A 21,865-nucleotide genomic window follows, 5' to 3' on the forward strand; every position below is an offset into this window, starting at 1 on the left:
AAAGATGAAAATAGAACGATACAAAGCATTTTCGACCGACATAGGATGTCGGAGTCAATGAAGCTGCTGGTTGGGTAAAATGCCAAAGGCGATAGACTCACCAATAAAACGGCCAGATTAATTTAAACTAATTAAAAATTAGGCTGCGAAAATCCGATGATCCACAAGAAGAACCGCAAAAAGTTACCCTTATTGGCAGCGTTCTTAGTCTCGCCATTTATTTCTTGGTTCCTGAGTGCGATCGGGCTATTTCTCAGTCTCTGGGTCATCGTACCAGCACCCACGATGTTCTTGTACCCTTTGGCGGTGGGAGCACCCGAAATCAGTCCTTGGTTGGTCGGTATCAATACGATCGCCCTTCTGCTGAACCTGCTCAGACGGCATCAAGGCAAAGTCTACATTATTTTACTCATTTGTAACCTGTTCGCCCTCATCCTGGGCCTGCTTCCCCTGATTCAGTTCCCAGCAGCCAATGCAGCCATAGCTACCCAAATGCAAGCTGTTCTAGGGGAAAACTATTTAGCAGCCGTTCCTCAAGCCGATCGCGCCCAGCTACGCCCTCAACCGTTTATCCTCGCAGATGCCTTCGGAGGAATTCCGATTAGAGACGTTAGGATCGATCGGGCTATTGGATTTGCCCACCCTGACGGAGTTTCACTGCAACTAAACCTTTATCGGCCGATGCAAATTGGCAAATATCCGGCGATTATCACCCTCTACGGGGGAGCTTGGCAGAGAGGCAATCCCGATTCCAATGAGGAATTCAGCCGCTATATGGCCGCCCAAGGCTATTGTGTTGTTGCAATTGCTTACCGCCACGCTCCCAAGTATAGATTTCCTGCTCAGCTTGAGGACGTACAAGCCGCTCTTTCCTATATCAAAACTCATGCTGCTGATTGGGAAATCGATCGAGAGCGAATTGCTCTGATGGGAAGGTCTGCAGGGGCCCATTTAGCAATGCTAACTGCTTATGATTCTAGTGTGCTTCCAGTTCGAGCAGTGGTGAACTATTACGGGCCAAATGACCTGCTCCGGGGATATAATGACCCACCTTTTCCTGATGCCATAAATGTTCGAGCCGTCTTGCGTGCTTTTCTGGGAGGAACGCCAGACGAACTCAACGAGCTTTACCGTCGGGCTTCTCCCATAAATTATATTAAACCGAATCTTCCCCCTTCTCTACTGGTTTATGCAGGTCGCGACCATATCGTTCAGCCTAAGTTTGGCCGATCGCTCTACGAACGATTGCGAGCCACGGGCGATCGGGCTATTTTGCTCGAAATTCCTTGGGCTGAACACGCCTTTGATGCAGTTTTTAATGGCCCGAGCAATCAATTAGCTTTGTACTACACAGAACGCTTTTTGGCTCATGCTCTGAAGTCTTCGGATTACCAACGAGTTAAATAAAAGTTTAAATTTTACTCATTTATGCTCAATAAACGGCGTCTCAAAGTGTTTGAACTATTGCTCTAAGTCTCTTAATTTTAAATTCATAGAAATCCCCATTACTGCGCCGAGAAAGTTTTGTGGTGCGGCAGAATCAAAGCTTACTTCGTCAGCGGTGCGGCAACCACGGGGGGATTGGCCCTACAAATTTCATAGCCGAATTCAGCAACGTCAAAGCGAGAGCCCTTTCTTGGCACACTATATATAGTATCCCTGGGTAAGTCCTGTAAATGTACGATCGCCCCTCAGTTTCAGCGCCCCGCGTCCTGTTACACTGAAATCCTGCGGTTGTGTGCGATCGGTGCGACCCTTCTGAAAAAAACCTAAAATTCTGTAGCCTACAATACATTTATTTGGTTAATGATTGTTTAAACTCTCCAAGTGTAGATTGTGTACTCTCCATAATTCTCCAAAACCCCTAAACGAGTGCGTTGTTTGCTGGACTGCGATTTATCGATCGTCGAACCGTTAAAAACCATAAGTAGTTTTGACCTGAATTCATCGGAATTGATTCGCACAAAATTTTTGAGCTGACCAGGGTGAAGATTAGTTACTAAATTTGTGCAGTGCAGACATCTATCATGTTGACTCAAGTTAGTACAGGCTCTTGTCATCTATTTTATTGCTGCTAATAACCAAAATCCAATCGCATCTGACACTGGATTGTCACGCCAGATGGGCGAAGTGATAGGGCCTCGCTCATCCAATCTTTTAGAGCCTGCCAAAAAAGGCATTCTACCCAAAGTTAGCTTTGACAAAAAATCTTGGGTAAATCCAACATATTCGTCAATAGTTAGACTTTTGCTAACATCTATTTTTTCACAACTACTCGTCCTGCAACCCCAATAAAAATAACCATGAGTGTAAACGAATCGCGCGTTCAAGCCATTTCTCAAATCGTCAACCGCAAACTGATGCCTGCCCGGCCTCCCAAGCGGCTAGAAGATCTGTGGGCAACAGACGTTTTTAGTCTGAGCAAAATGCAAGAAAGTCTGCCCAAAAGTATTTTCAAATCAGTAAAAAACACCGTTCAAACAGGCCAAAAACTCGATGATTCCGTAGCTGATGTAGTTGCAGCAGCAATGAAAGATTGGGCTATTTCCAAAGGAGCCCTGTACTACGCCCACGTATTTTACCCGCTAACCAACAGCACCGCCGAAAAGCACGATGCTTTCATCTCAGTGCAAGGCGATGGCTCCGTCATCTCAGAATTTGCCGGCAAAGTTCTCGTACAAGGAGAACCCGATGGCTCCTCATTCCCCAACGGCGGCATTCGCTCGACTGCGGCCGCTCGCGGATATACAGCCTGGGATGTCACCAGCCCTGCTTATGTCATGGAAACAGACAACGGCATGACCTTGTGCATTCCCACTGTTTTCATCTCCTGGACAGGTGAAGCCTTAGACAAAAAAACGCCGCTTTTGCGTTCCATTGCCGCAATGAACAAAGCAGCAACCCGAGTGTTAAAGCTATTAGGAAATACCGAAGTTTCTCCCGTCAATTCCAGTTGCGGACCCGAACAAGAATACTTCCTGGTAGATTCCAATTTCACCACCAGCCGCCCCGATTTACTGCTAGCAGGTCGCACCCTTTTCGGCAAACCTCCTGCCAAAGGTCAGCAATTTGACGACCACTATTTTGGAGCGATTCCAGAGCGCGTTCAAGTCTTCATGCAGGAAGTAGAAGAAAGAATGTACCGGCTGGGGATTCCTGCAAAAACCCGCCACAACGAAGTAGCTCCCGGTCAGTTTGAAATTGCACCAGTTTTTGAAGCAGCAAACGTCGCCAGCGACCACCAACAATTAACCATGACAATTCTTCGCAACACTGCGAAGAAACACGGTTTTATGTGTTTGCTGCACGAGAAGCCTTTCGCCGGCATTAACGGTTCTGGCAAACACGTCAACTGGTCGGTCGGCAATGCCACCCAAGGAAACTTATTAGACCCGGGCGATACACCGCACTCGAACGTGCAGTTTCTAGTTTTCTGCGGCGCTGTGATTCGCGGAGTTCACAAATACGGGCCGCTGTTGCGCGCGGTAGTTGCTACTGCTAGCAACGACCACCGATTGGGTGCAAATGAGGCTCCGCCAGCAATTATCTCTGTCTATTTGGGTTCGCAATTAGAAGATATCTTCGGGCAAATTAGCCGGGGAGAAATTAAGGACTCTCAAGGTCGGGGAATTATGAACTTAGGTGTAGAAACACTGCCTACTTTCATGAAGGATGCTGGGGACAGAAACCGGACTTCGCCCTTTGCCTTTACTGGAAACCGATTTGAATTCCGTGCAGTAGGTTCCGGTCAGTCTGTTTCCGGGCCGCTGGTGGCAATGAATACAATTCTTGCAGATTCTTTGGACTGGATTGCTAACAAATTAGAAAGCGATTTGGCTAACGGAACTGAACTGCATGCTGCCATCCAAACAATTCTGAAAGAAGTGATGGACGAGCACGGTGCGGTTATATTTGGCGGCAACGGCTATTCGGAAGAATGGCACAAAATGGCCGTTGAGGAACGGGGTTTAGCTAACTTGCGGACTACGGCAGATGCTTTGCCCGTGTTGAAGGAAGGGTACATTGAAGAGTTGTTTGAAAAGACAGGTGTTCTGACTCCCGTTGAATTAGAAAGCCGTTACGATGTTTATGCAGAGCAGTATTTGCTGGCAATTGAAGTCGAAGCAAAACTGGTAATAAGCATGGCCAAAACCATTATTTACCCCGCAGCGGTGAGGTATTTAGCTGAACTTTCCGGCACGATTTCTAAATTGAAAGAGATTGGGATTGAACTGGAAAAAGAAAGTGCCGAAAAAGTAGCGGTGCTGGTTAAGTCCATGATGGATACTGCGAGCAAATTGAGTGATGCTTTGATCAAGCACGATTTTGCTTCGACAGAAGACCATATGCAGTATGCTTCGCAAACAATTCGTCCTTTGATGGATGAGGTTCGCCAGTATGCGGATGCTCTGGAAGGTGAAGTGGCTGATGATTTGTGGCCTCTGCCTACTTATCAAGAAATGCTGTTTGTTAAGTAATAGCAAATTCGGTTAATTGCAGGTTAGATTTGTAAGGACACGGCACTGCCGTGTCCTTACTTGTTTTTGAGCTTAAATCAGTGGTACGCTGAATCTGTCAGAGTCATTAAATACGAACGAGAGTAAGAGTTTTGAAGATTGTTGAGATAGCTAGTAAAAGTATAGGCATTTATGACATGACATGGGAGGCGTTAAGTCCCTCCCCTTTCGCTTTCACTTCGAGCGGATTGACCCGCCTTGGCTGAACTACACAGCTCCCTATCCCATTGCTAAACGCATTTGGGATTGCTTTTATCAGAATATTGTAAGACCCGTTAACATCGGAATTAATTAATTGACCTACCGATGTTTTGTACAACCCTCTTTTGATCCGCCTGCCACTAAATGCAATATCTTTGTCAGTCTTTCCGTACACAGGGATTGGATCTAAACCCAGAAAATTTGCTCGTGAAGTATAAGACTCTTCTTGCACGATCACCTTAATCCCAACCAGTCGAGCTTTGTATTCCAACATCTCAAATAGTCGAGCATGAGGAATGCTGACAAAGTTTTGATTGGTTGGTTTTCCTAAATCAATCTCAGTTTTCCACTGTGCATTCTTGCCAATTACTAAAGTCCCAATTTGTTTCGCGCTTAAAACGCCAACAATTAGGCGACTGGCATGATGTAAGTAATTGTCGATTTTTTGATTGCGACAGCGAGTCAATTGTTGAATGCCGGGTGAAGTTTTGCGATTTTCTTTCAATTGAGATTGTAATTGTGCCTTGCGTTTATTGTAGAACTGATTAATCGACTTCAATGGTCGCCCGTTAATCAGGAGAGGGGTAAAACCCGGCTGATTTGAAGTTAACGCCACTAAGTTATCCAGTCCTAAATCAATGCTAGCTACAAATTTATCATCGTCCAGGGTGGACTCCTGTTCATTATAAATTACCTCAATTACATACGAATCGCATTTTGGTACCAGCCTAACTTGACAAATTCGATCGGGACTGACTTTGGTTTTGATTGAGAGATTAGTACCCGAAAGCTTAATAATTCCTTTCTTCAGCAATTTGCTACTAATTGCTTGAATCGTGTAGGCGAGAATGTTTCGCCCTTTGACCTTATCTTTGTACTTGGGCAGTTTCGGGCGATCGCGTGAATTTAGAGTCATCAACTTTGTAAGCTTTAACCGCTTCAAAAAACGATTTCCAATTCTTGTCCAATATCATCAAAATTTGTTGACTAACCTTAGCAGGTAAAGCCTTGTATGCTTCATGAGACTTTATCAAACGGTTCATTTCGTTGTAATTGATATAGCCCCATCCATAAACAAAACTCTGACGAATGACGTAATTGGCGGCATTGTAGAGATTTTTGGACTTAAAGGCTAATTCATCAATCTGGGCGAAACGGTGTTCCGTAGATTTGTAGATTTAATGATGTGTCGCTCTGTTAGTTGCATTCAGAACCTCCATCTTTCAACAAACGTAACCTTTTTTGTTGACCCTACTGATTATATGATACTATTATTGTTTATCGATGCTTACAAAATTATTAAAGTTTTACAATACCGTTCAACAAATTTAGCGGCGTAGAAAAAGTAATATTGCTGCGAAAAGCTATTATGCGAATTCAATCTCTCTTGAAACAAATGACTCTGGCGGCTCTAGCTTTGGTTTTTGCGATCAGTTGCAGTCGATCGACTCCGAACGTAAACTCTTCTCCTGAAGCAACTACCTCTAGCAGCTTTAGAGTGGCAATGGTCACCATAGGACCTAAAGATAACCACAGTTGGGCTCAATCCTGCTTTGAAGGATTGAATCTAATCAAATATAAATTTAATGCTCAGGTAGACATTACTGACAGTATTGACGGTGAACATAGTGAAGCTGCCATTCGCAAATATGCCCAGTCAGGCTATGACCTGGTAATTGCCGCCAGTGGTGCCTATCTCAAAGCTGCCGAAAAGGTCGCTCAAGAATTTCCGCGAACGAAATTTGCCCTGGTTACAACGTATCCAGGGAATAACAGAAATTTGGGGGCTGTTGCCTTTCGATCGGGTGAGGTGGGGTACCTCACAGGCGCTTTGGCTGCCATGAAGACCAAGAGCAATAAAGTTGGCTATATTGTGGGTGCACCTTATCCGGTTTACAAAGAAGAAGAAGCCTTGTTTAGGCGGGGAGTGAAGGCAACGAATCCCTCTGTTCAAGCCTCGACTGCTTTTCTCAACACTTGGAGTGATACGGACAAAGCCACCAAAGTGGCAACGGATATGGTTGCATCTGGAGTAGATGTTTTGGCATTCAACGCGGATGAGGCAGGGTTAGCCGCGCTAAAAACCGTTACGCAAAAGCCAGGAGTCCTTGTGATTGGTTGGGGAAAGGATCAGTACAAACTGGCTCCCGGCAAAGTCCTAACTAGCGTTCTGGAGGACATTCCCAATCTGGTGCTCAATGCGGCGGTGTTAACCCAGGAAGGTCGCTGGGAAGGAAAACTTTACAAGTTTGGGCTCAAGGAAAAAATCTACGACTTTGCCCCTTTCCGTGGTAGTCTCACGTCTCAGGAAGAGGACACTTTCAAGATTATCCGAGATGCTGTGACGACTGGCCAAATTGATGTTTCTCCTTAGTGTACCGATTAATTGATTTACCAATATTGATCCTAAGTCCGATGCAAAATCAACGCAACGAGCGCGTTCTGCCGATTGCCAGAAGCTCCCGTTCTCATCCCTGGCAACGCTTCTTTTCTATTGCACATCAGCTCCGCTATGGTTTGATATTTTTGGTTCTCCTGAGCTTACTGCCCACAGGTGGCTTGCTGATCTACCTCAGCTTTCAGGCGCAGATCCAGCAATCGCGATCGCTCCAACAAGAGCGTAGTCAGACAGCAGCAGGGCAGATTGATAATTATCTAGATGACTTGAAACGAAAACTGAGCTATTTAGCTAGGGTCAAAGGACTCACAAACTTTCAACCTCAAGCGCAGCAGAGCCTGTTGGAAGGGTTGATTCGTCATCATGATGCTTATGAAGCCGTTGCCATTTTGAACCGGAAGGGAGAAGTTGTCACGTCAGTTTCACCCTACGAACCGCTTAAGTTAGAAAATCCAGCCAATTCGCCACTGTTTATTCGTGCTTTTAAACAACAGGAAGATTATGTCAGTCCTGTAGAAATTAATCCTAAAACTCACCAACCAACCACCATTCTGGCGGTTCCGATTCGGAATGAGCGAGATGAGGTGGATGGGGTGCTATTAGCAGAGATAAATCTCAACTTTCTCTGGTTTGTTGTTTCCCAAATCGAGGTTGGCAAGACGGGTTATGTCTATGTAGTTGATGAGCGTAATTTTCTCATTGCTCAAAAGGGTAGTAACCCAGAAACGTTTCAACTTCAAGATATTTCTAAGCGCCCCTTCTTTCAATTTTTGAAAGCCTCCGAAGATACTAAGCACCTTAACGTTTATCCGGGCCTAAAGCAGGTAGAAGTATTGGGAGCCAGTGCCTTAGTTCGGAGCGTGAATTGGAATGTGGTTGTAGAACTGCCAACGGCTGAGGCCTATGCTCCCGTTTACCAAATGCTCTCAATTATGGGAGGCTCATTGGCGGTGGTGACGATCGTCGCTGTTGGCATTGGCTTTCTATTTATTCGGCAAATTGTGGTGCCACTCCAGCGCTTAACCACGGCAGCTACTGAACTCAGTGCGGGGGAATTAGAGACGCGGGTCAACATTGATAGCCAAAACGAACTGGGGACATTGGCGATCGCCTTTAACAATATGGCAACCCAGTTAGAGGAACTGATTAAAGCAGTTGAAGTGGAACGCAATTTTGTTTCAGCCATTCTTGAAATTGCAGGTGCCCTGGTAGTTGTGCTCGACACGCAGGGACAAATCGTTCGCTTTAACCGAGCTTGCGAACAAATGACTGATTACTCGTTTAGTCAAGTGAAGGGGCGCTACATTTGGGACTTGTTCCCGAACTCAGACTTAGCTGGACAAACCAAAACTACTTTTGAGTCTTTAAAAGCTGGTAATTTTCCCCAGCAGTATGAAGGCAGTTGGGTGAGCAAAGATCAACAACTCAGACGGATTGCCTGGTCAGATACTGCTTTAGTGGACGATCGGGGTGAAATTGAGTACATCATCAAAACAGGGATTGACATTACTCAACGGAAACAGGCAGAAGAGGAACTCAAAGCGTCGGAACAGCGGCTATCTTTTCTATTCCGCCAAAGTACACTGGCAGTGGTGGAATGGGATTTAAACTTTCAAGTCACTGCCTGGAATCCAGCGGCAGAGCAGATTTTTGGTTACACGGCTACAGAGGCGATCGGACACCATGCCGCAGAATTAATTGTGCCTGCGTCTGCCAGAAAGGTGGTCGATCAAGTTATGAACGAGTTGTTGAGTCAGGTTGGAGGAATGTACAGCGTCAACGAAAATATTACGAAAGACGGCCAAACCATTATTTGCGAATGGTTCAATACGCCTTTAGTAGGGGATGCTGGAAAGATTGTTGGAGTTGCATCCTTGACACTGGATATTACTGAGCGCAAGCAAGCCGAAGCTGCTTTAAGGCAAGCAAAAGAGGAAGCTGAGGTTGCACTCAAAACCTTACAGCAAACTCAGGCACAGCTTATTCAGGCAGAGAAAATGTCAGGTTTGGGGCAACTGGTTGCTGGTGTTGCTCACGAAATTAATAATCCAGTCAACTTTATCTATGGCAACCTGAGCCATACTGCCGACTACACGCAAAATTTACTAAAGCTGATTCAGCTTTACCAGCAAACCTATCCAACTAATGCCCAAATTCAGGAAAAAATTGAAGAGTTCGATCTGGACTACATTAGTGAAGATTTGCCCAAAATGCTGACTTCAATGAAGGTAGGAGCCGATCGCATTCGTCAAATTGTCCTGTCGCTACGAAACTTCTCCCGGCTGGATGAGGCAGAAATGAAGCCAGTTGATATCCACGAGGGAATTGACAGCACATTGATGATTTTGCAAAATCGACTGAAGGCAAAACCGGATCATCCTGCTATTGAAATTGTTAAAGAGTACGGCGACTTACCGCGAGTAGAGTGCTATGCCGGACAGCTGAACCAAGTCTTTATGAATATTCTGGCAAATGCGATCGATGCTTTAGAAAACTACGACAATCACCGTTCTCCAAAAGATATCCAAAAGAATCCCAGTTGCATCACTATTCGGACTAAGCTAGTCACAAAAGAAACTGGGCCCGGTTATTCTAAAAACGTGGTCATTCAAGTTCAAGACAATGGATCTGGGATGAGGGAAACTGTTAGACAACAGGCGTTCAATCCCTTCTTCACCACAAAACCAACTGGTAAAGGAACTGGATTAGGGCTATCCATCAGCTATCAAATTGTAGTTGATAAGCACGGTGGCTCCATCGAGTGCTTCTCTCAACCCCATCAAGGAACAGAGTTCCGAATTGAAATTCCTGTTTTGCAAAGCGGTGCTGTAGCACTCGTTGGTAAATAACTGCTATCACATTCCTCATATAGCGTTTCTCATAATAGACACCTATGAAGCTAGCTACAAATCGCGCTGCGATAGTTTATCGAACAGGTTTCGTGAGGGTTTGATGAACGGCATTGTGGGTTTTGAGAGGGCTGTTATATCATTCCGGTGCAACGGGAATTGATATAAAAGGTCGATCGACCTCACAGCCCAGTTTAAAATTGTATCAAATGTCAACACCATGATTTAGCTGTGCTTGTTAGTTGTCGTTCGGTGAGGGCGATCGACTTGGTAAGTCATCGGGAATTTTGGTTACGTCTAATCCTAAAACCTCAAACATAGTTTTTAGAGAAACCTGGTACAGGTTAGCCATAGCAAGTATGTTTTCAGCATTAGGTAGAGCCTTGCCTAATTCCCAGTCAGCTTGTCTTCGCTCGGAAATTCCGATTTTTTCTTTGACTTGAGGGCGTGTTAGTCCAGCTTGTTCTCTGAGTAGTCTCAATGGAGACTTCTCCTTTTCTTGTAAATCTTCTTCTATCATAGGACGGAATATTCATGATGTAAACGTCTTGACAAAGAGTGTGATAAGACGTAAACTTCATGTTGGTAGGCACAACAAAGGCCGCTCAACGAGCCTCCAAGGTCAAAATGCAGGTCTGAAGAACCGCCTTTTTTGTAGTGTCTACCCATTATGCCTGCATACCCTTAGTATTTTCCGGGCTTGGGTGCATGACTCAAGCCCTTTTTCTCAAGACCGAAAAGGTGGTGCCATGTAAAAGGTCGATCGACCTTGCAGCCTGACTCAAAATTGTATCAGCAGTAATTTTTTAACTGTTGGTTTGGTTTGATTGCTTCTTCGGGCCAAAGCTCTCTGGAAGTTCATCTATTTTTTCTATTTGTAGTTCTCGGCAAATTGCTTTCAACTGTTCGAGAGAAAATTTGGGCTCTGTTGCTCCAGATATCCATCTGTGATAGGTGGCGCGGGGAATCCCACATTTAAAAGCGAACTCATCTTGTGATAAGTCGGTTTTGTGGATTCTTAGGGCTTCCAATGGTGAATTGCCCTCCTGTCTTCGTTCTTTTCTTGATGACATTGGATCGTAAAATCTCATATTGAGATGTCATACTTGACAAAATTAAATTGACATCTCATAATGAGACAAAGGTGACATGACAAAGGGCGGCGAGCGCGAGCCTCGTCAAAATGCAGGTTTGAAGAACCGCCTGATTTTTCGTGTCTATCAATTGTGCTGGCATACCCAAGCGTTTTTTTGCGGCAAGGGCGCATACCTCAAGCCTCTTTCCCTCAACGCCGAGAATGACGTGCTATGTAAAAGGTCGATCGACCTCACAGGACAACACAACTCAAAATTGTATCAAAGATCCAGACCATGACTTTGCTGTGCTTGTTAGTTGTCGTTGGGCGAGGGCGATCTTATCAAAGGGATATCGTCAGGGATGTTGGAGATATCGATGCGTAGCAATCTAGCCACGGTTTTGGGCGAAAGCTTTAACTCCCGGCATAGGGCGAAGAAATTATCCGCCCGTGGCATTTTCCGACAATTAACCCAGGAGTTCACTGTATTTAGAGAAACTCCTAGGTTTCGGGCTAGTTGTTCCTGAGTAGCTTCAGCCAATTGGATAGCTTCTTGAATAGTTTCTGGTTTGAGATAGTCTATATCTTGATTCATTCAACTAAAGTTATACAGCTTTAGTTGGCAAAGAGAAACTTTCCAACTAAAGTTGTAAGTGACGGACATGACAGAAGACGGTTGGGCGAGCCTACTTTCGTCAAAATGCAGGTTTGAAGAACCGCCTGATTTTTCGTGTCTATCAATTGTGCTGGCATACCCAAGCGTATGTTCCGGGCAAGGGCGCATACCTCAAGCCTCTTTTCCTCAACCCCGAGGAGGTGATGCCATGTAAAAGGTCGATCGACCTCACAGGACAACACAACTCAAAATTGTATCAAAGATCCAGACCAAAACTTCTCCTTTGCGATCGCACAACTTCCGTGCTATCGTGCCCTTTCTCGAACCATTCCAGATCATGTCCACATCAATTGACAACTTCTACCTAGGCGATGTCGCCTCCAACTTTCACTTTGCAGGCCCGCTGCTAGACTTTGAAGAAGAAATCCAGAATCAATCTCCCTTTCACGATTTAGACTACCTGACAGGCGAAATTAAAAGGGGATTCCTCGACTACGTGCGTCAAGGAATCATGCTAGACGCGATCCGAAAGCTGCGATTGTACAAAGACAAGTTCAAAACTTTTAAAAGTTACTGCGAACAAGCATTAGGTCGGCAGTATTTTTACTGCACACAAATTATCAAAGCTGCTGGAATTTGCCTGCGCTTAATTAAAGCAGGATTTGAGATTTTGCCTAGCTGCGTTGCTCAAGTTGTCCCTTTGTTCAAACACGCAATTACCGACCAATATGGCGACTGTCGTTTACAGGAAAAGTGGCAAGAAGTTGTCGATGTCATACCAAAAGAAAGGATTACTGCAGTAACTATTGCCGAAACCGTTGACAACAATCCCAACCTCCGGCTCAAACAAATTCGCATTAAAACCGACACCTACGCCCTTTTAACGAAAAAAGCAGCCGCAGCAGGCCTGTCAATTTCGGAATTTTTGGCAAGGTTGGTTGGCGAATACAATCCCAGAAATTTAGAGCAGCCAGCGGAACATACTCCCGAACAAGAGGAGATTTTAGACCAATTAGACGCGGAGTTTAAGAAGCCGGCAACGGAAAAGACTTCAACTTCTGCCCAAGGCAAAGTTAAGTCTAAAGGTTTTGGCGTGAAAGTGGAGCCGAAAGGTGGTAAAAAGGAAGTTAAGGCGAAAAGTTCTGAAGGGGAAGTTAAGGCGAAAAGTTCTGAAGGTGAAGTTAAGTTGAAAAATCGGCAAGCTGAAATCAAAGCCGAGAAACAGTCGAATTCATTTAATGAGAAAAATCATGAAGTCATCTGCCCAAAATCCAATCATGCGTCAACTGAAATTAATGGAGGTTCAACTGAACGAAATTCAGTGCCACCTTATTAAAGCCACTGTGTTGAATTGGTGGCAAATAGTTTTGCCTGACGGTCAGAAGATTGCGATCGAGCACGCGGGCGCCGGACACTGGATTTTTCGGGCGAACGGGCTTGAGAAATCTCATCCAGAAGTGCGGCTAGCGGTGTTAAGAGCGATCGCCCAAGGCTGTCGCAGGTAAGTTATCAGAAGGACACGGTTCAGTGCCGTGTCCAGAGAGGGGCTGATGGGGTGGTGGACTGGTGGGCGATCGACATTGCTTAAGGTTGCGATCGGAGTCCAAGATTTAGGCGATCGAGTAATGCTTCTAAATTCGTAAGTGTTCGTTGTTTTATCTTTTAATGCTTCGGTAATCGTGTTTTTTCTCGATGGTGGCGGGAGTTGTCGCAGCAATCCCTTTTTTTAGCTCGATGGTAGCAAGTCATGGCTGTCAGTTGCACTGAGTCAGGGGCTGGGGTGCGAATGGGCGATCCTAAGTAAGGTAATATAGATTGATGGAGTAGCTACGCCTTGACATGAAACTACCTGACTACACCACTGCTTATAAATACCCGATTAAAAGTAAGGTAGAACTGGAAGCGGAGTTTAATAACCTCGCAGAATAATGGCGTGCCCAGACAAGGATGCTGTCATTGGTTGCACAGAAAGAAGTCAATGCAGCCAACTTATCAGAGAATTATTGGCATGGGACAGCCTGTTGCACCATTGATTTTGCGCTATCTTGAACAAAAACCCGATCGTTAGTTTTGGGCGTTGAGCGTCATTAGTGGTGAAAATCCAGTAAAAACCGAACAGCGCGATCGGATGTCCCAAATGGCTCAAGCGTGGATACAATGAGGGAAAAAACGGTTATGTAATTATATTTAGACATATGGTTAAAATTATCTGGACTGACTATATGCAATATAGAGCCGAGTTAAGGGGGTTTGACTTAAGTATCTTGGAAAATATTATTAGATTTTCGGGAGAAAGGTATGATGACACAGTAACGGGAACTCAAATTGTTGTGGGTAAACATAATCAGGAATTGGTTATGATACCTTATGAAACAAACGAAGATTCTATTACTCCGATCACTGTGCATACAACTACTCGTCAACAAATAAAGTTTCGTTTAACAAGTGGGAGATTTGTAATTTATGAATAATCCAAAAATGGCGTATTTTGAAAAAGAGGATATTCTTCATTTAAGGATTTCTGATGAACTGGAAGTCGGAAGTGTGGAAATTAGCCCTAATATTACGGTAGAACTTAATGAAGCGGGTGAATTAATTGGGATAGAGATTATTAATGCTAGTGCTTTTATTCGAGATTCAATTTTAGAATCTGTGCAAGCGAGATTATTAACAGTCTGTGGAAATAAGTAGTTGATTCGTTAATTAGAATGATAAAATCCTAATTATCATGGGTTGTTCAAGAAAATTTAATAATAAGTAACCTATACGGGGTGACTAAAAATATGACTGTAAATGAGCCGACCATAAGATTTAAAATAGTCATACCAGATGAATGGAGTAATAAGGAAAAAGGTGATTTTTGGGAAGATGTGTCAGCAGCTTTATTCCGTAAATATCAATGGGAAGTGACTCAAAATATAGAATTTGAAGGAATGCAGACTGATATCTACGTCAAGAATTCAGAGACTAATGAAAGAGGATTAATTGAATGTAAATTTCAGAAAAATTCTATAGATATAGATCCTCGATATATAGATGCTCCTACTATATTCAAGTTAATGGGTCAAGCTCTTTACAAAGAAGTTGACTTTGCCTACTTACTCTCAACTTCCGATCTTAATGGAAAGGCAAAAGCGGTTGTTTATGAATATAAAGATAAACAAAATAAACCATTTACGTTAGTGAGTTGGAGTTCAGATAAACTTGCTAAAGTATTTATGGATTTACATAATATTAAACTCCCTGAAATCGATCAAATAAGTGGTCGTGTTGAAACCATTACATTATTAGTAACGCATAAAAAAGAATTTTTTTGGGTTGCGGAAGAAATGGGAGAGAGTAATATTCCAGAGTGTGCTACTATTTTCCCAACTCCCAAGACTAAAAGCTATTTGAGTTCAGAAGAATGGAAAAAATACTTTTCCCTTCATAAAATCTGGGAAAATCTTGAAATTACTGTTTTCAATCCAAGAGTAATTGAGCCTAAAGATAAATTAACTAACCAGTCGATTTTAGAAGTTAAAAAAGTAACAGTATCGAAAATTAATCAGGCTGATAGTTTTGATGATTACCATCGTCCATCCCGCCCAGAAGATTTTTTTGGACGTGAGACACATCAAGAGAAGTTTTGGGAGTTTGTCAAAAATGTAAGGGATAAAACCACAGACTTAAGAGTTGTTTCTTTTTCGGGAAATACAGGGTTAGGAAAATCATCTTTAGTTCTTAAATTAGCATCACAATGCGGTAGTAAATCAGAAAACGAAGATAAGAGAAATGTCTATATATATCATATAGATGTTACGAGCGTCAACGAAAAAAACGCAAATCTATTTGTAAGTGCCGCTATTATAAAAGCATTAGAAGGTGCTATTGATAGTAGATTTGTTGAGATTCCTAATCACCTAGTATCTATAAATCCTGAATCACCTTTTCATAGTGAATCAATTCGATTATTAATAGAAAATCTTGAAAATAGTGATAAGGTGATCGTAATCTTTTTCGATCAATTTGAAGAAATTTTGACTAAAGATGCACTTTCATCTCTTTACGGGTTGTTTAAGGACGCAGCTTATGAGATTGATTCTTTAAAAAAGAATATAGTTTTAGGTTTTTGCTGGAGAACCGATGTTCATTTACCCCCAGAACATCCAGCATCTTCTACATGGGAAAAGCTACAAGAGCGACTAAAAAATATTAAGTTGGCTGAATTTTCTGAGTCAGAATCATTAGAATTATTAGATGGATTTCAGGAATATGTAACAACTAAGAAAGATAAAGAATTAGAAATAATTACAAAAGCCACTTCGTTGCGTGACAATCTTTCTAGTCAACCTTGGTTCAATCAACCTTGGTACTTAAAAAGAGAGTGCGGTGAACTTTATAATCAAGATATTGATCAATCTAAACTTGATCCAGACCAGAACAAGGTTATAACCAAGTCTGATATCGAAACAAGCTTTAATAAAGATATTCAGGGAGCTATTATCACTGGAGATGATAAGTGTTTAAAGTATATAGCTAAATTTTCTCCAGTTTCTAAGATGGATGTACGCCGCGAGTTTAATAAAGATGTAATTAGTAGCCTCTTAAAAAGCAAGCTAGTTATTGAAACTGGGGAAAACTATAAAATCTACTGGGATATATTTCGTGAATATTTGTTGGATGGTAAGCTACCTGAAATGATAATAAGCTATAGACCCCGAACTAAGATTTCAACTCTTTTAAAAATCTTTAGATTACTTAAGAGTTGTGAAACAATATCTGACTTAGCAAGTGGATCGGGATATGGGAATGGCATAGTTACAAATGCTGTTCTGGATTTGCAAAACTTTTTTCAAGTAACAAGAAATAAGGAAAACGATAAAATAAGAGCATCAGAGATATTTTTAAATTTAAAAAATGAGGAAATAGCTGAAGAATTAGCGGAAAAAATTGAGGCTCATGTAGTTATCAAAAAAATGTACGAAAAACTGAATCCAGGTGAATCAATGTGGCAAGATGAATTTCATAAATTGCTCGGAGAAATATGGTTTGAGGGAAAAGAAATGAACCAAAAAACTTTAAGCGATTACGCCAGCAAAATGTTGTCCTGGTTTTATTTTGCTGGTTTGCTTGAAAGAAAAGAAGATTGGCTAGTAGTCAGACCAACTCATCCAAAGCAGGGAAAACAAAAGGGGAAACCTGAAGATTGTGATGTTAGTAATAAGCGTAAAATATCTAAATGGAGCGTAGGACACCCCTCCTTATTGGACTTGTTATAATCACAAAGTGATATTTAATTTTTAATGGGTGATATTAGTTATCTACTACATTACTCATCTACAAAAAATCTCGGCTGCAAATCCGATCGCACCAAACCAAAATCACAGGCTAACCAGACATTAAGGATGCGATCGCCCTCGACCTATCAAGTTCTACCAGATCGAGCGATCGCCCTTTAAAATCCCACCATACCATAAACCGCTTCGACGAAATTTTCGGAGATGTCTAATACTCTGCCTTACTCTATTGGATGAAGCAATTTCTCAATTGTCTCCACTAACCTTTCAGGCTCAACAGGCTTGGGAAGATGCCTGTGAAATCCGGCTGCTAGTGCGTGCTGTTGATTTGTCTCACCTGCATACGCTGTCAGGGCGATCGCGGGAATCTCTCCTCCCTCCTGTGTGGATAGTTGTCTGACTTGACGAATCAACATATAGCCATCAATTTGTGGCATTCCAATATCAGCAATCAAAACATCTGGCTTAGATTCATTGAGCTTTTGTAGCGCATCTTTTGCCGAAGATACAGAGATCACTGTGGCTCCCGCTTCCTCCAAAATACATTGAACTAACTCTAAATTGTCTACTTCGTCATCAACGGCCAGGATACATAATCTAGCCAAGGGTGAAGTGTGAGCTTTGAGTGATAGATTATCGTTGTGGTCACTGTTTGCATCATTGCTTCTGGCTAATAAGGGAAGTGTGACAGTAAATGTTGCTCCCTGTCCTTCTCCAAAACTTTCGGCTTTGACAGTTCCACCATGTAGCTCAACGACGTGACGCACGATCGCTAATCCCAGCCCTAACCCACCAAAGGTTCTGGTAATACTGCTATCGGCTTGTCGAAATGTGTCAAATACATAGGGAATAAATTCTGGCTTAATCCCTTTCCCTGTATCCCTGACTTGAATTTGAGCACAGGAATCAATCCTTTTTAGCTCAACTTCAACTCGACCTCCAGTTGGAGTGAACTTAATGGCATTTGTGAGCAAATTCCAGACAACCTGTTGCAATCGGGTAGCATCTCCTAACACATCGCCGACATTGGGTTCTAGGTGAGTTTGAATTTGAATGTTTTTCGCTTGGGCGGCTAAACTAACTGTTTCGATTGCGGCTTTAAGAGTTGTTTTCAAATTAATAGGAGTAGAGTTCAAACTCAGCTTGCCTTGCAGAATGCGAGAAATATCCAGCAAATCCTCAATCAGTTGAACTTGCAACTGGGTATTGCGTTCAATCGTTTCGAGAGCTACCGCCGTCTTGCCAGAATCCAGAGTTCCCCTTCGCAGCAGTCGAGTCCAACCCAGAATCGGATTCAACGGAGTTCGCAATTCGTGCGACAAGACAGCTAAGAACTCATCTTTAATTCGGTTAGCTGCTTCTGCTTGTGTCCGTGCTTGCGCTTCTGACTCGTAGAGCCGTGCTCGGTCGATCGACTGCGCCGACTGCTGTGCCAATGCCAAAACGAAAGCGCGATCGCTCTCGGAAAGTGGGGGAACCGTCGAAAAACTCAGCGACAGTCCACCAACGGCTTGTCCTTCAATCAACAATGGCACTGAAATCCAGGCTTTTGAACCAACCTTGGCATAAGCTTGGGCTAAATCAGGATAACGGGCAATTCGGTTTTCGATAGTTTCTAGCCAAACAGGTTGCCCACTTCGCACCGCTTCTGCCAGAGGATAGGGTGCATGAAGCGAAAAACTGCGCTGAAATTCTCCTACGTGCTCAAAGCCGATCGCTTGAATAATCTCCAGTTCGCTTGCATCCTGGTTTAATAGCGCAACCAAACCAGAACTCGCTCCCAGTGCGGACATTCCCTGTTCAATAATCACCTGAGCCACTTGAGCCGAGGTTAGCGATTCAGACAAAGCCGTCATCACCGCCAGCAGTCGAGCCGTCCGGTTTGCAGCGAGTTCGGCGGCTAATTTCGCTTGTTGTGTTTCATTATAGAGACGAGCGTTATCAATGGCGATCGCTGCTCGCTGAGCCAAATCTTCAGCCAGGGCAATATCTTCCAGGCGGTAGTGGCGATCGGATTCAGTAAACACAAAGGTAATGCTACCCAACACGCGCCCGCGTGCCTGTAGGGGTGCAATGATGCAGGACTTTAACCCAACTCCACGTAAAATTTCCAGGTATTCAGCATTCGGCACTATGGCAACTAACTGTTCATCTGTAATCTCAGTCAGAATTTCAACCTGTCCTGTTTGTATGACTTTAGCCATGCCATACCCATCATCGAGATGTCTGGGAAAGCGTTGAGCCAACTCCCAGCCAAACTTCACTTTTTCAGGATCACAATGAGCCACTGCAACCCGACCAATTGTGCGATCGTCATTCAGCAGATCAACACTACACCAATCTGCAAAATAAGGAACTGCCAACTTTGCAACGCTTTGGAGAGTTTGTTCATACTCTAGCGAAGAGGAAAGGACAGCACTCACTTCCGCTAAAAATGCTGATTTTTCCTGAGAAACCTCTGCTAAAGCACGGGCTGCCTGTTCTTGAACAAGCTGTACTCGTTCGTCTTCGGCTTGCTTGCGTTCAGTAATGTCGCTGAAAGCAGCAATGATATTGATAATTTGTCCCTCTGCGTCAAACAAAGGGGAAGCATTGATCGAGAGAATCCTGCGAGTTCCATCGGCATGGCTAATGCCATGTTCTATACCATAAACAGGCTCACCTGTTTGCATCACCCTCGCAAACGGCAGTTTCTCTTCTGGGAAAGGATGACCCTCCACGGTTGTAATGAACCAGGATGGATCGTTATAGCCTCGCTCCACAATGTCGCTGCGAGTTAATCTTAAAATCCTCTCTGCTGCCCTATTTGCGGCAATAATCTGTCCGGTAGAATCTAGAATAGTGATGCCATCAGGAATAGTTTGGAAGATGCTGGATAATTGCGCTTCACCCTCACGCAGAGCAGTTTCTGCCTGCTTGCGTTGTGTAATGTCGTGCATCACAACAACAGCACCCTGTTTTTCGCCGTTTGCGGCAATAATCGCCTGTCCAGTTGCTAACAGCATTCGCGCCGTTCCATGCTGGGGAACAATCATCATTTCCACATCACGAACGTTGTGTCCTTGCAAGGCCTGGAACAGGGGAATATCCTCTGTATTCATGAGTGTTTTGCCGTCGGGCAAATACAAGTTATAATACTGGGCCCATTTATCCGGTGGAACTGGCTGCTGAGGTAATCCATGAAAATCTTTAGCTGCTTGGTTAAATACCGTCAATATGCCATCGGCATCGCAAGCCACAATGCCAGCTTGAACGTTGTGTAGAATTGCCTTCAAAAAGTGCTGTTCTTTCTGAAGAGTGGCTTCCACCTGCTGGGACTTGGCGATTTCGGCTTTCAATTGTCGATCGCGTGACGATGTTTCAGTGGTGTCTTGGAAGTAAAGAAGTAAGCCATCTTCACTTTTGATGAGGCGAATTTTTAACCACTTGTTGAGTGAGGGGTAGTGTTCTTCAAACTCGATCGCCGTTGGCGTTACGATCGCTCGATGACAATACTTATATAGCTCCGAGGTAAGATCGACCGAAAATACTGTGCATATATTTTTGCCTATCAGGTGTTGCCGCTTCCTGTTTAAAAGCTGCTCTGCTTTATGGTTGACATAGGTGCAGCGCCACTCTGAATTAATAGAAATAAAAGCCTCAGCCATGTGATCGACTATCACCGCAAATCGTCGCGCTTCGAGTGCTTGGCAGTCCGTACATAGCTCTTGAGGAAAATTTACAGTAAGCTCTTCTCGATCATCCAAGGAGTGTGTACGTTCTACATTCATTGCGGTTAGTCCTGCCTATTTACCTATTATGCCAGTTATTGTTAGGGAATCAAGATATAATATGCCCAAAACCTAAGTCATTGAGTGTTTAAGCACACGGGCGATCGGCACTCATGGGAGAGCACCGCTAAAAATTCGTCTTTAATCCGGTTAGCCGCTTGTGCTTCGGATCGTGCAAGGCGATCGCATTCTAACAGTTGTTCTCTTTCTTGTTCTGCTTGCTTGCGCTTTGTTCACGGATGGGGATAGTGCCGACGAGAATCAAGCTAGCGTTTCTTTAACAGCGAACTCATGCAAACTACGCAACTGCCCAGCAACACCCTCGACAAAACGTGGCGACTGTACTAAATCTCTGCCCTAGACATATTCTGTCATTCCTAATTGATAATGCCAAATCCACCAGTTTGGTTGTATAAAAAACAAAACCCGCTTTGTGGGCGGGTTTTAGGTATGGACACAACTGGACTCGAACAAGTGACCCCTACCATGTCAACGTAGTGCTCTCACCAACAGAGCTATGCGTCCCCCGATCGCTTATCCACCGTTAAAAATTTGCTTAGCGGTCAAATTTAACTCGGGAAACACTGCTGATTCAATTCTTTCATCTCCCCGAAACAGCTTAATTTGATACTCACCATCTACTAACTGATAAACCGATAAAGTAGGCTGTTTTGGATAACCAATATAACGGCTACCCCCTAAACCCAAATAATCTACAATCCAATATTCAGGAATCCCTAATGCTTCATAATCAATCATTTTATGTGCATAATCATCGCGCCAATTTGTGCTGACAACTTCAATAACTAATTTAACTGAATTTCCCTGAGTAATAACTGATTCTCTTTCCCAGCGAGACTCATTGGCTTCTACCACTTGTTTATCTAATACAATCACATCTGGATCGTAGCCAGAGTTATCGTTAAATTTAATTGTACATTCCTTGGGAATAAAGTAAGGAAGTTGTAATCGCCTGATTTCTAAACCCAATTCTATCGCTTGAAAACCCGCGCTCGCTGAATGTTTACCAGTTGGATTTGGCATTTCAACAGTAACTCCGTTATGTAATTCATAGCGTCCGTTTTCGGGTTTTCCTTCCAGAAATTCATCAAAACTCATTAACTTCGATATTGCTTGAGTCATGGTAAAGTCTCCAATGC

General features: G+C 43.5%; 14 protein-coding genes, 1 tRNA gene and 1 pseudogene. 9 read left to right on the top strand and 7 right to left on the bottom strand.

All coding sequences use genetic code 11. The features are described 5' to 3' along the window. Window positions 1-156: 156 nt before the first annotated feature. A complete protein-coding gene (locus tag D0A37_RS18885; RefSeq protein WP_242716636.1) occupies window positions 157-1,407 on the top strand; it encodes an alpha/beta hydrolase in 1,251 nt (416 codons plus the stop codon). Between the two features lie 896 nt (window positions 1,408-2,303). Beyond that, window positions 2,304-4,478 carry a glutamine synthetase III family protein gene (locus D0A37_RS18890; protein WP_242716638.1) on the top strand — a complete coding sequence of 725 codons (2,175 nt, stop codon included), beginning with the start codon at window positions 2,304-2,306 and terminating at the stop codon, window positions 4,476-4,478. Window positions 4,479-4,647: 169 nt separating this feature from the next. Here the strand turns inward: D0A37_RS18890 and D0A37_RS18895 are convergent. Further along, a pseudogene (locus D0A37_RS18895) lies at window positions 4,648-5,925 on the bottom strand (RNA-guided endonuclease InsQ/TnpB family protein). A 162-nt stretch (window positions 5,926-6,087) separates the two neighbouring features. Here D0A37_RS18895 and D0A37_RS18905 point away from each other — a divergent pair. After that, window positions 6,088-7,092 (top strand): BMP family protein, encoded by a 1,005-nt coding sequence (locus D0A37_RS18905; protein WP_242716643.1) that lies wholly within the window; start codon window positions 6,088-6,090, stop codon window positions 7,090-7,092. A gap of 41 nt (window positions 7,093-7,133) precedes the next feature. Further along, a complete protein-coding gene (locus D0A37_RS18910; protein WP_242716645.1) occupies window positions 7,134-9,965 on the top strand; it encodes a PAS domain S-box protein in 2,832 nt (943 codons plus the stop codon). 238 nt (window positions 9,966-10,203) lie between these two features. On the opposite strand, the gene D0A37_RS18915 is transcribed toward D0A37_RS18910, so the two are convergent. After that, window positions 10,204-10,485 carry a helix-turn-helix domain-containing protein gene (locus D0A37_RS18915; RefSeq protein ID WP_172187560.1) on the bottom strand — a complete coding sequence of 94 codons (282 nt, stop codon included), beginning with the start codon at window positions 10,483-10,485 and terminating at the stop codon, window positions 10,204-10,206. Between the two features lie 286 nt (window positions 10,486-10,771). Beyond that, entirely contained in the window at window positions 10,772-11,038 is a 267-nt protein-coding gene (locus D0A37_RS18920; RefSeq protein WP_039887004.1) for a helix-turn-helix domain-containing protein, read from the bottom strand. 76 nt (window positions 11,039-11,114) lie between these two features. Here D0A37_RS18920 and D0A37_RS18925 point away from each other — a divergent pair, with 76 nt between their 5' ends. Beyond that, a complete protein-coding gene (locus D0A37_RS18925; RefSeq protein ID WP_242716647.1) occupies window positions 11,115-11,339 on the top strand; it encodes a hypothetical protein in 225 nt (74 codons plus the stop codon). A gap of 14 nt (window positions 11,340-11,353) precedes the next feature. On the opposite strand, the gene D0A37_RS18930 is transcribed toward D0A37_RS18925, so the two are convergent. Beyond that, the gene (locus D0A37_RS18930; protein ID WP_242716649.1) at window positions 11,354-11,635 is read right to left on the bottom strand and encodes a helix-turn-helix domain-containing protein; all 282 of its coding nucleotides are present in this window, start codon (window positions 11,633-11,635) and stop codon (window positions 11,354-11,356) included. A 358-nt stretch (window positions 11,636-11,993) separates the two neighbouring features. Between D0A37_RS18930 and D0A37_RS18935 the strand changes: the two genes are divergently transcribed. The 4 genes from D0A37_RS18935 (at window position 11,994) to D0A37_RS18950 (ending at window position 16,917) form a co-directional block, all read left to right on the top strand. Beyond that, window positions 11,994-12,992, top strand: a complete 999-nt coding sequence (locus D0A37_RS18935) for a hypothetical protein (protein ID WP_242716652.1) — start codon at window positions 11,994-11,996, stop codon at window positions 12,990-12,992. Between the two features lie 10 nt (window positions 12,993-13,002). Next, window positions 13,003-13,161: a hypothetical protein gene (locus D0A37_RS18940; RefSeq protein WP_242716654.1), complete on the top strand. Its 159-nt coding sequence runs from the start codon at window positions 13,003-13,005 to the stop codon at window positions 13,159-13,161. 958 nt (window positions 13,162-14,119) lie between these two features. Continuing rightward, window positions 14,120-14,347 (top strand): DUF2283 domain-containing protein, encoded by a 228-nt coding sequence (locus D0A37_RS18945; protein ID WP_242716656.1) that lies wholly within the window; start codon window positions 14,120-14,122, stop codon window positions 14,345-14,347. A 92-nt stretch (window positions 14,348-14,439) separates the two neighbouring features. Continuing rightward, the gene (locus D0A37_RS18950) at window positions 14,440-16,917 is read left to right on the top strand and encodes a restriction endonuclease (protein ID WP_242716658.1); all 2,478 of its coding nucleotides are present in this window, start codon (window positions 14,440-14,442) and stop codon (window positions 16,915-16,917) included. 239 nt (window positions 16,918-17,156) lie between these two features. Here the strand turns inward: D0A37_RS18950 and D0A37_RS18955 are convergent, their stop codons facing one another. The 3 genes from D0A37_RS18955 to D0A37_RS18965 all read right to left on the bottom strand — a co-directional run bounded on the left by D0A37_RS18955 (window position 17,157) and on the right by D0A37_RS18965 (window position 21,848). Beyond that, complete coding sequence (locus D0A37_RS18955; RefSeq protein ID WP_242716660.1) at window positions 17,157-20,705, bottom strand: PAS domain S-box protein; 3,549 nt, start codon at window positions 20,703-20,705, stop codon at window positions 17,157-17,159. Between the two features lie 451 nt (window positions 20,706-21,156). Next, window positions 21,157-21,230 (bottom strand) — tRNA-Val (locus tag D0A37_RS18960). Window positions 21,231-21,239: 9 nt separating this feature from the next. Then, on the bottom strand, window positions 21,240-21,848 hold the full coding sequence (locus tag D0A37_RS18965; protein ID WP_242716662.1) for a Uma2 family endonuclease: 609 nt from the start codon (window positions 21,846-21,848) through the stop codon (window positions 21,240-21,242). Window positions 21,849-21,865: the final 17 nt, after the last annotated feature.

Source organism: Microcoleus vaginatus HSN003 (assembly GCF_022701255.1).
GTDB classification, from domain to species: domain Bacteria; phylum Cyanobacteriota; class Cyanobacteriia; order Cyanobacteriales; family Microcoleaceae; genus Microcoleus; species Microcoleus vaginatus_B.

Excerpts from the sequence above, each read along its gene's own strand:
- D0A37_RS18910 (WP_242716645.1), top strand. The coding sequence starts at position 7,134 with ATGCAAAATCAACGCAACGAGCGCGTTCTGCCGATTGCCAGAAGCTCC.
- D0A37_RS18930 (WP_242716649.1), bottom strand. The coding sequence starts at position 11,635 with ATGAATCAAGATATAGACTATCTCAAACCAGAAACTATTCAAGAAGCT.
- D0A37_RS18965 (WP_242716662.1), bottom strand. The coding sequence starts at position 21,848 with ATGACTCAAGCAATATCGAAGTTAATGAGTTTTGATGAATTTCTGGAA.
- D0A37_RS18920 (WP_039887004.1), bottom strand. The coding sequence starts at position 11,038 with ATGTCATCAAGAAAAGAACGAAGACAGGAGGGCAATTCACCATTGGAA.
- D0A37_RS18905 (WP_242716643.1), top strand. The coding sequence starts at position 6,088 with ATGCGAATTCAATCTCTCTTGAAACAAATGACTCTGGCGGCTCTAGCT.
- D0A37_RS18925 (WP_242716647.1), top strand. The coding sequence starts at position 11,115 with ATGACAAAGGGCGGCGAGCGCGAGCCTCGTCAAAATGCAGGTTTGAAG.
- D0A37_RS18955 (WP_242716660.1), bottom strand. The coding sequence starts at position 20,705 with ATGAATGTAGAACGTACACACTCCTTGGATGATCGAGAAGAGCTTACT.
- D0A37_RS18950 (WP_242716658.1), top strand. The coding sequence starts at position 14,440 with ATGACTGTAAATGAGCCGACCATAAGATTTAAAATAGTCATACCAGAT.
- D0A37_RS18945 (WP_242716656.1), top strand. The coding sequence starts at position 14,120 with ATGAATAATCCAAAAATGGCGTATTTTGAAAAAGAGGATATTCTTCAT.
- D0A37_RS18885 (WP_242716636.1), top strand. The coding sequence starts at position 157 with ATGATCCACAAGAAGAACCGCAAAAAGTTACCCTTATTGGCAGCGTTC.
- D0A37_RS18935 (WP_242716652.1), top strand. The coding sequence starts at position 11,994 with ATGTCCACATCAATTGACAACTTCTACCTAGGCGATGTCGCCTCCAAC.
- D0A37_RS18890 (WP_242716638.1), top strand. The coding sequence starts at position 2,304 with ATGAGTGTAAACGAATCGCGCGTTCAAGCCATTTCTCAAATCGTCAAC.
- D0A37_RS18915 (WP_172187560.1), bottom strand. The coding sequence starts at position 10,485 with ATGATAGAAGAAGATTTACAAGAAAAGGAGAAGTCTCCATTGAGACTA.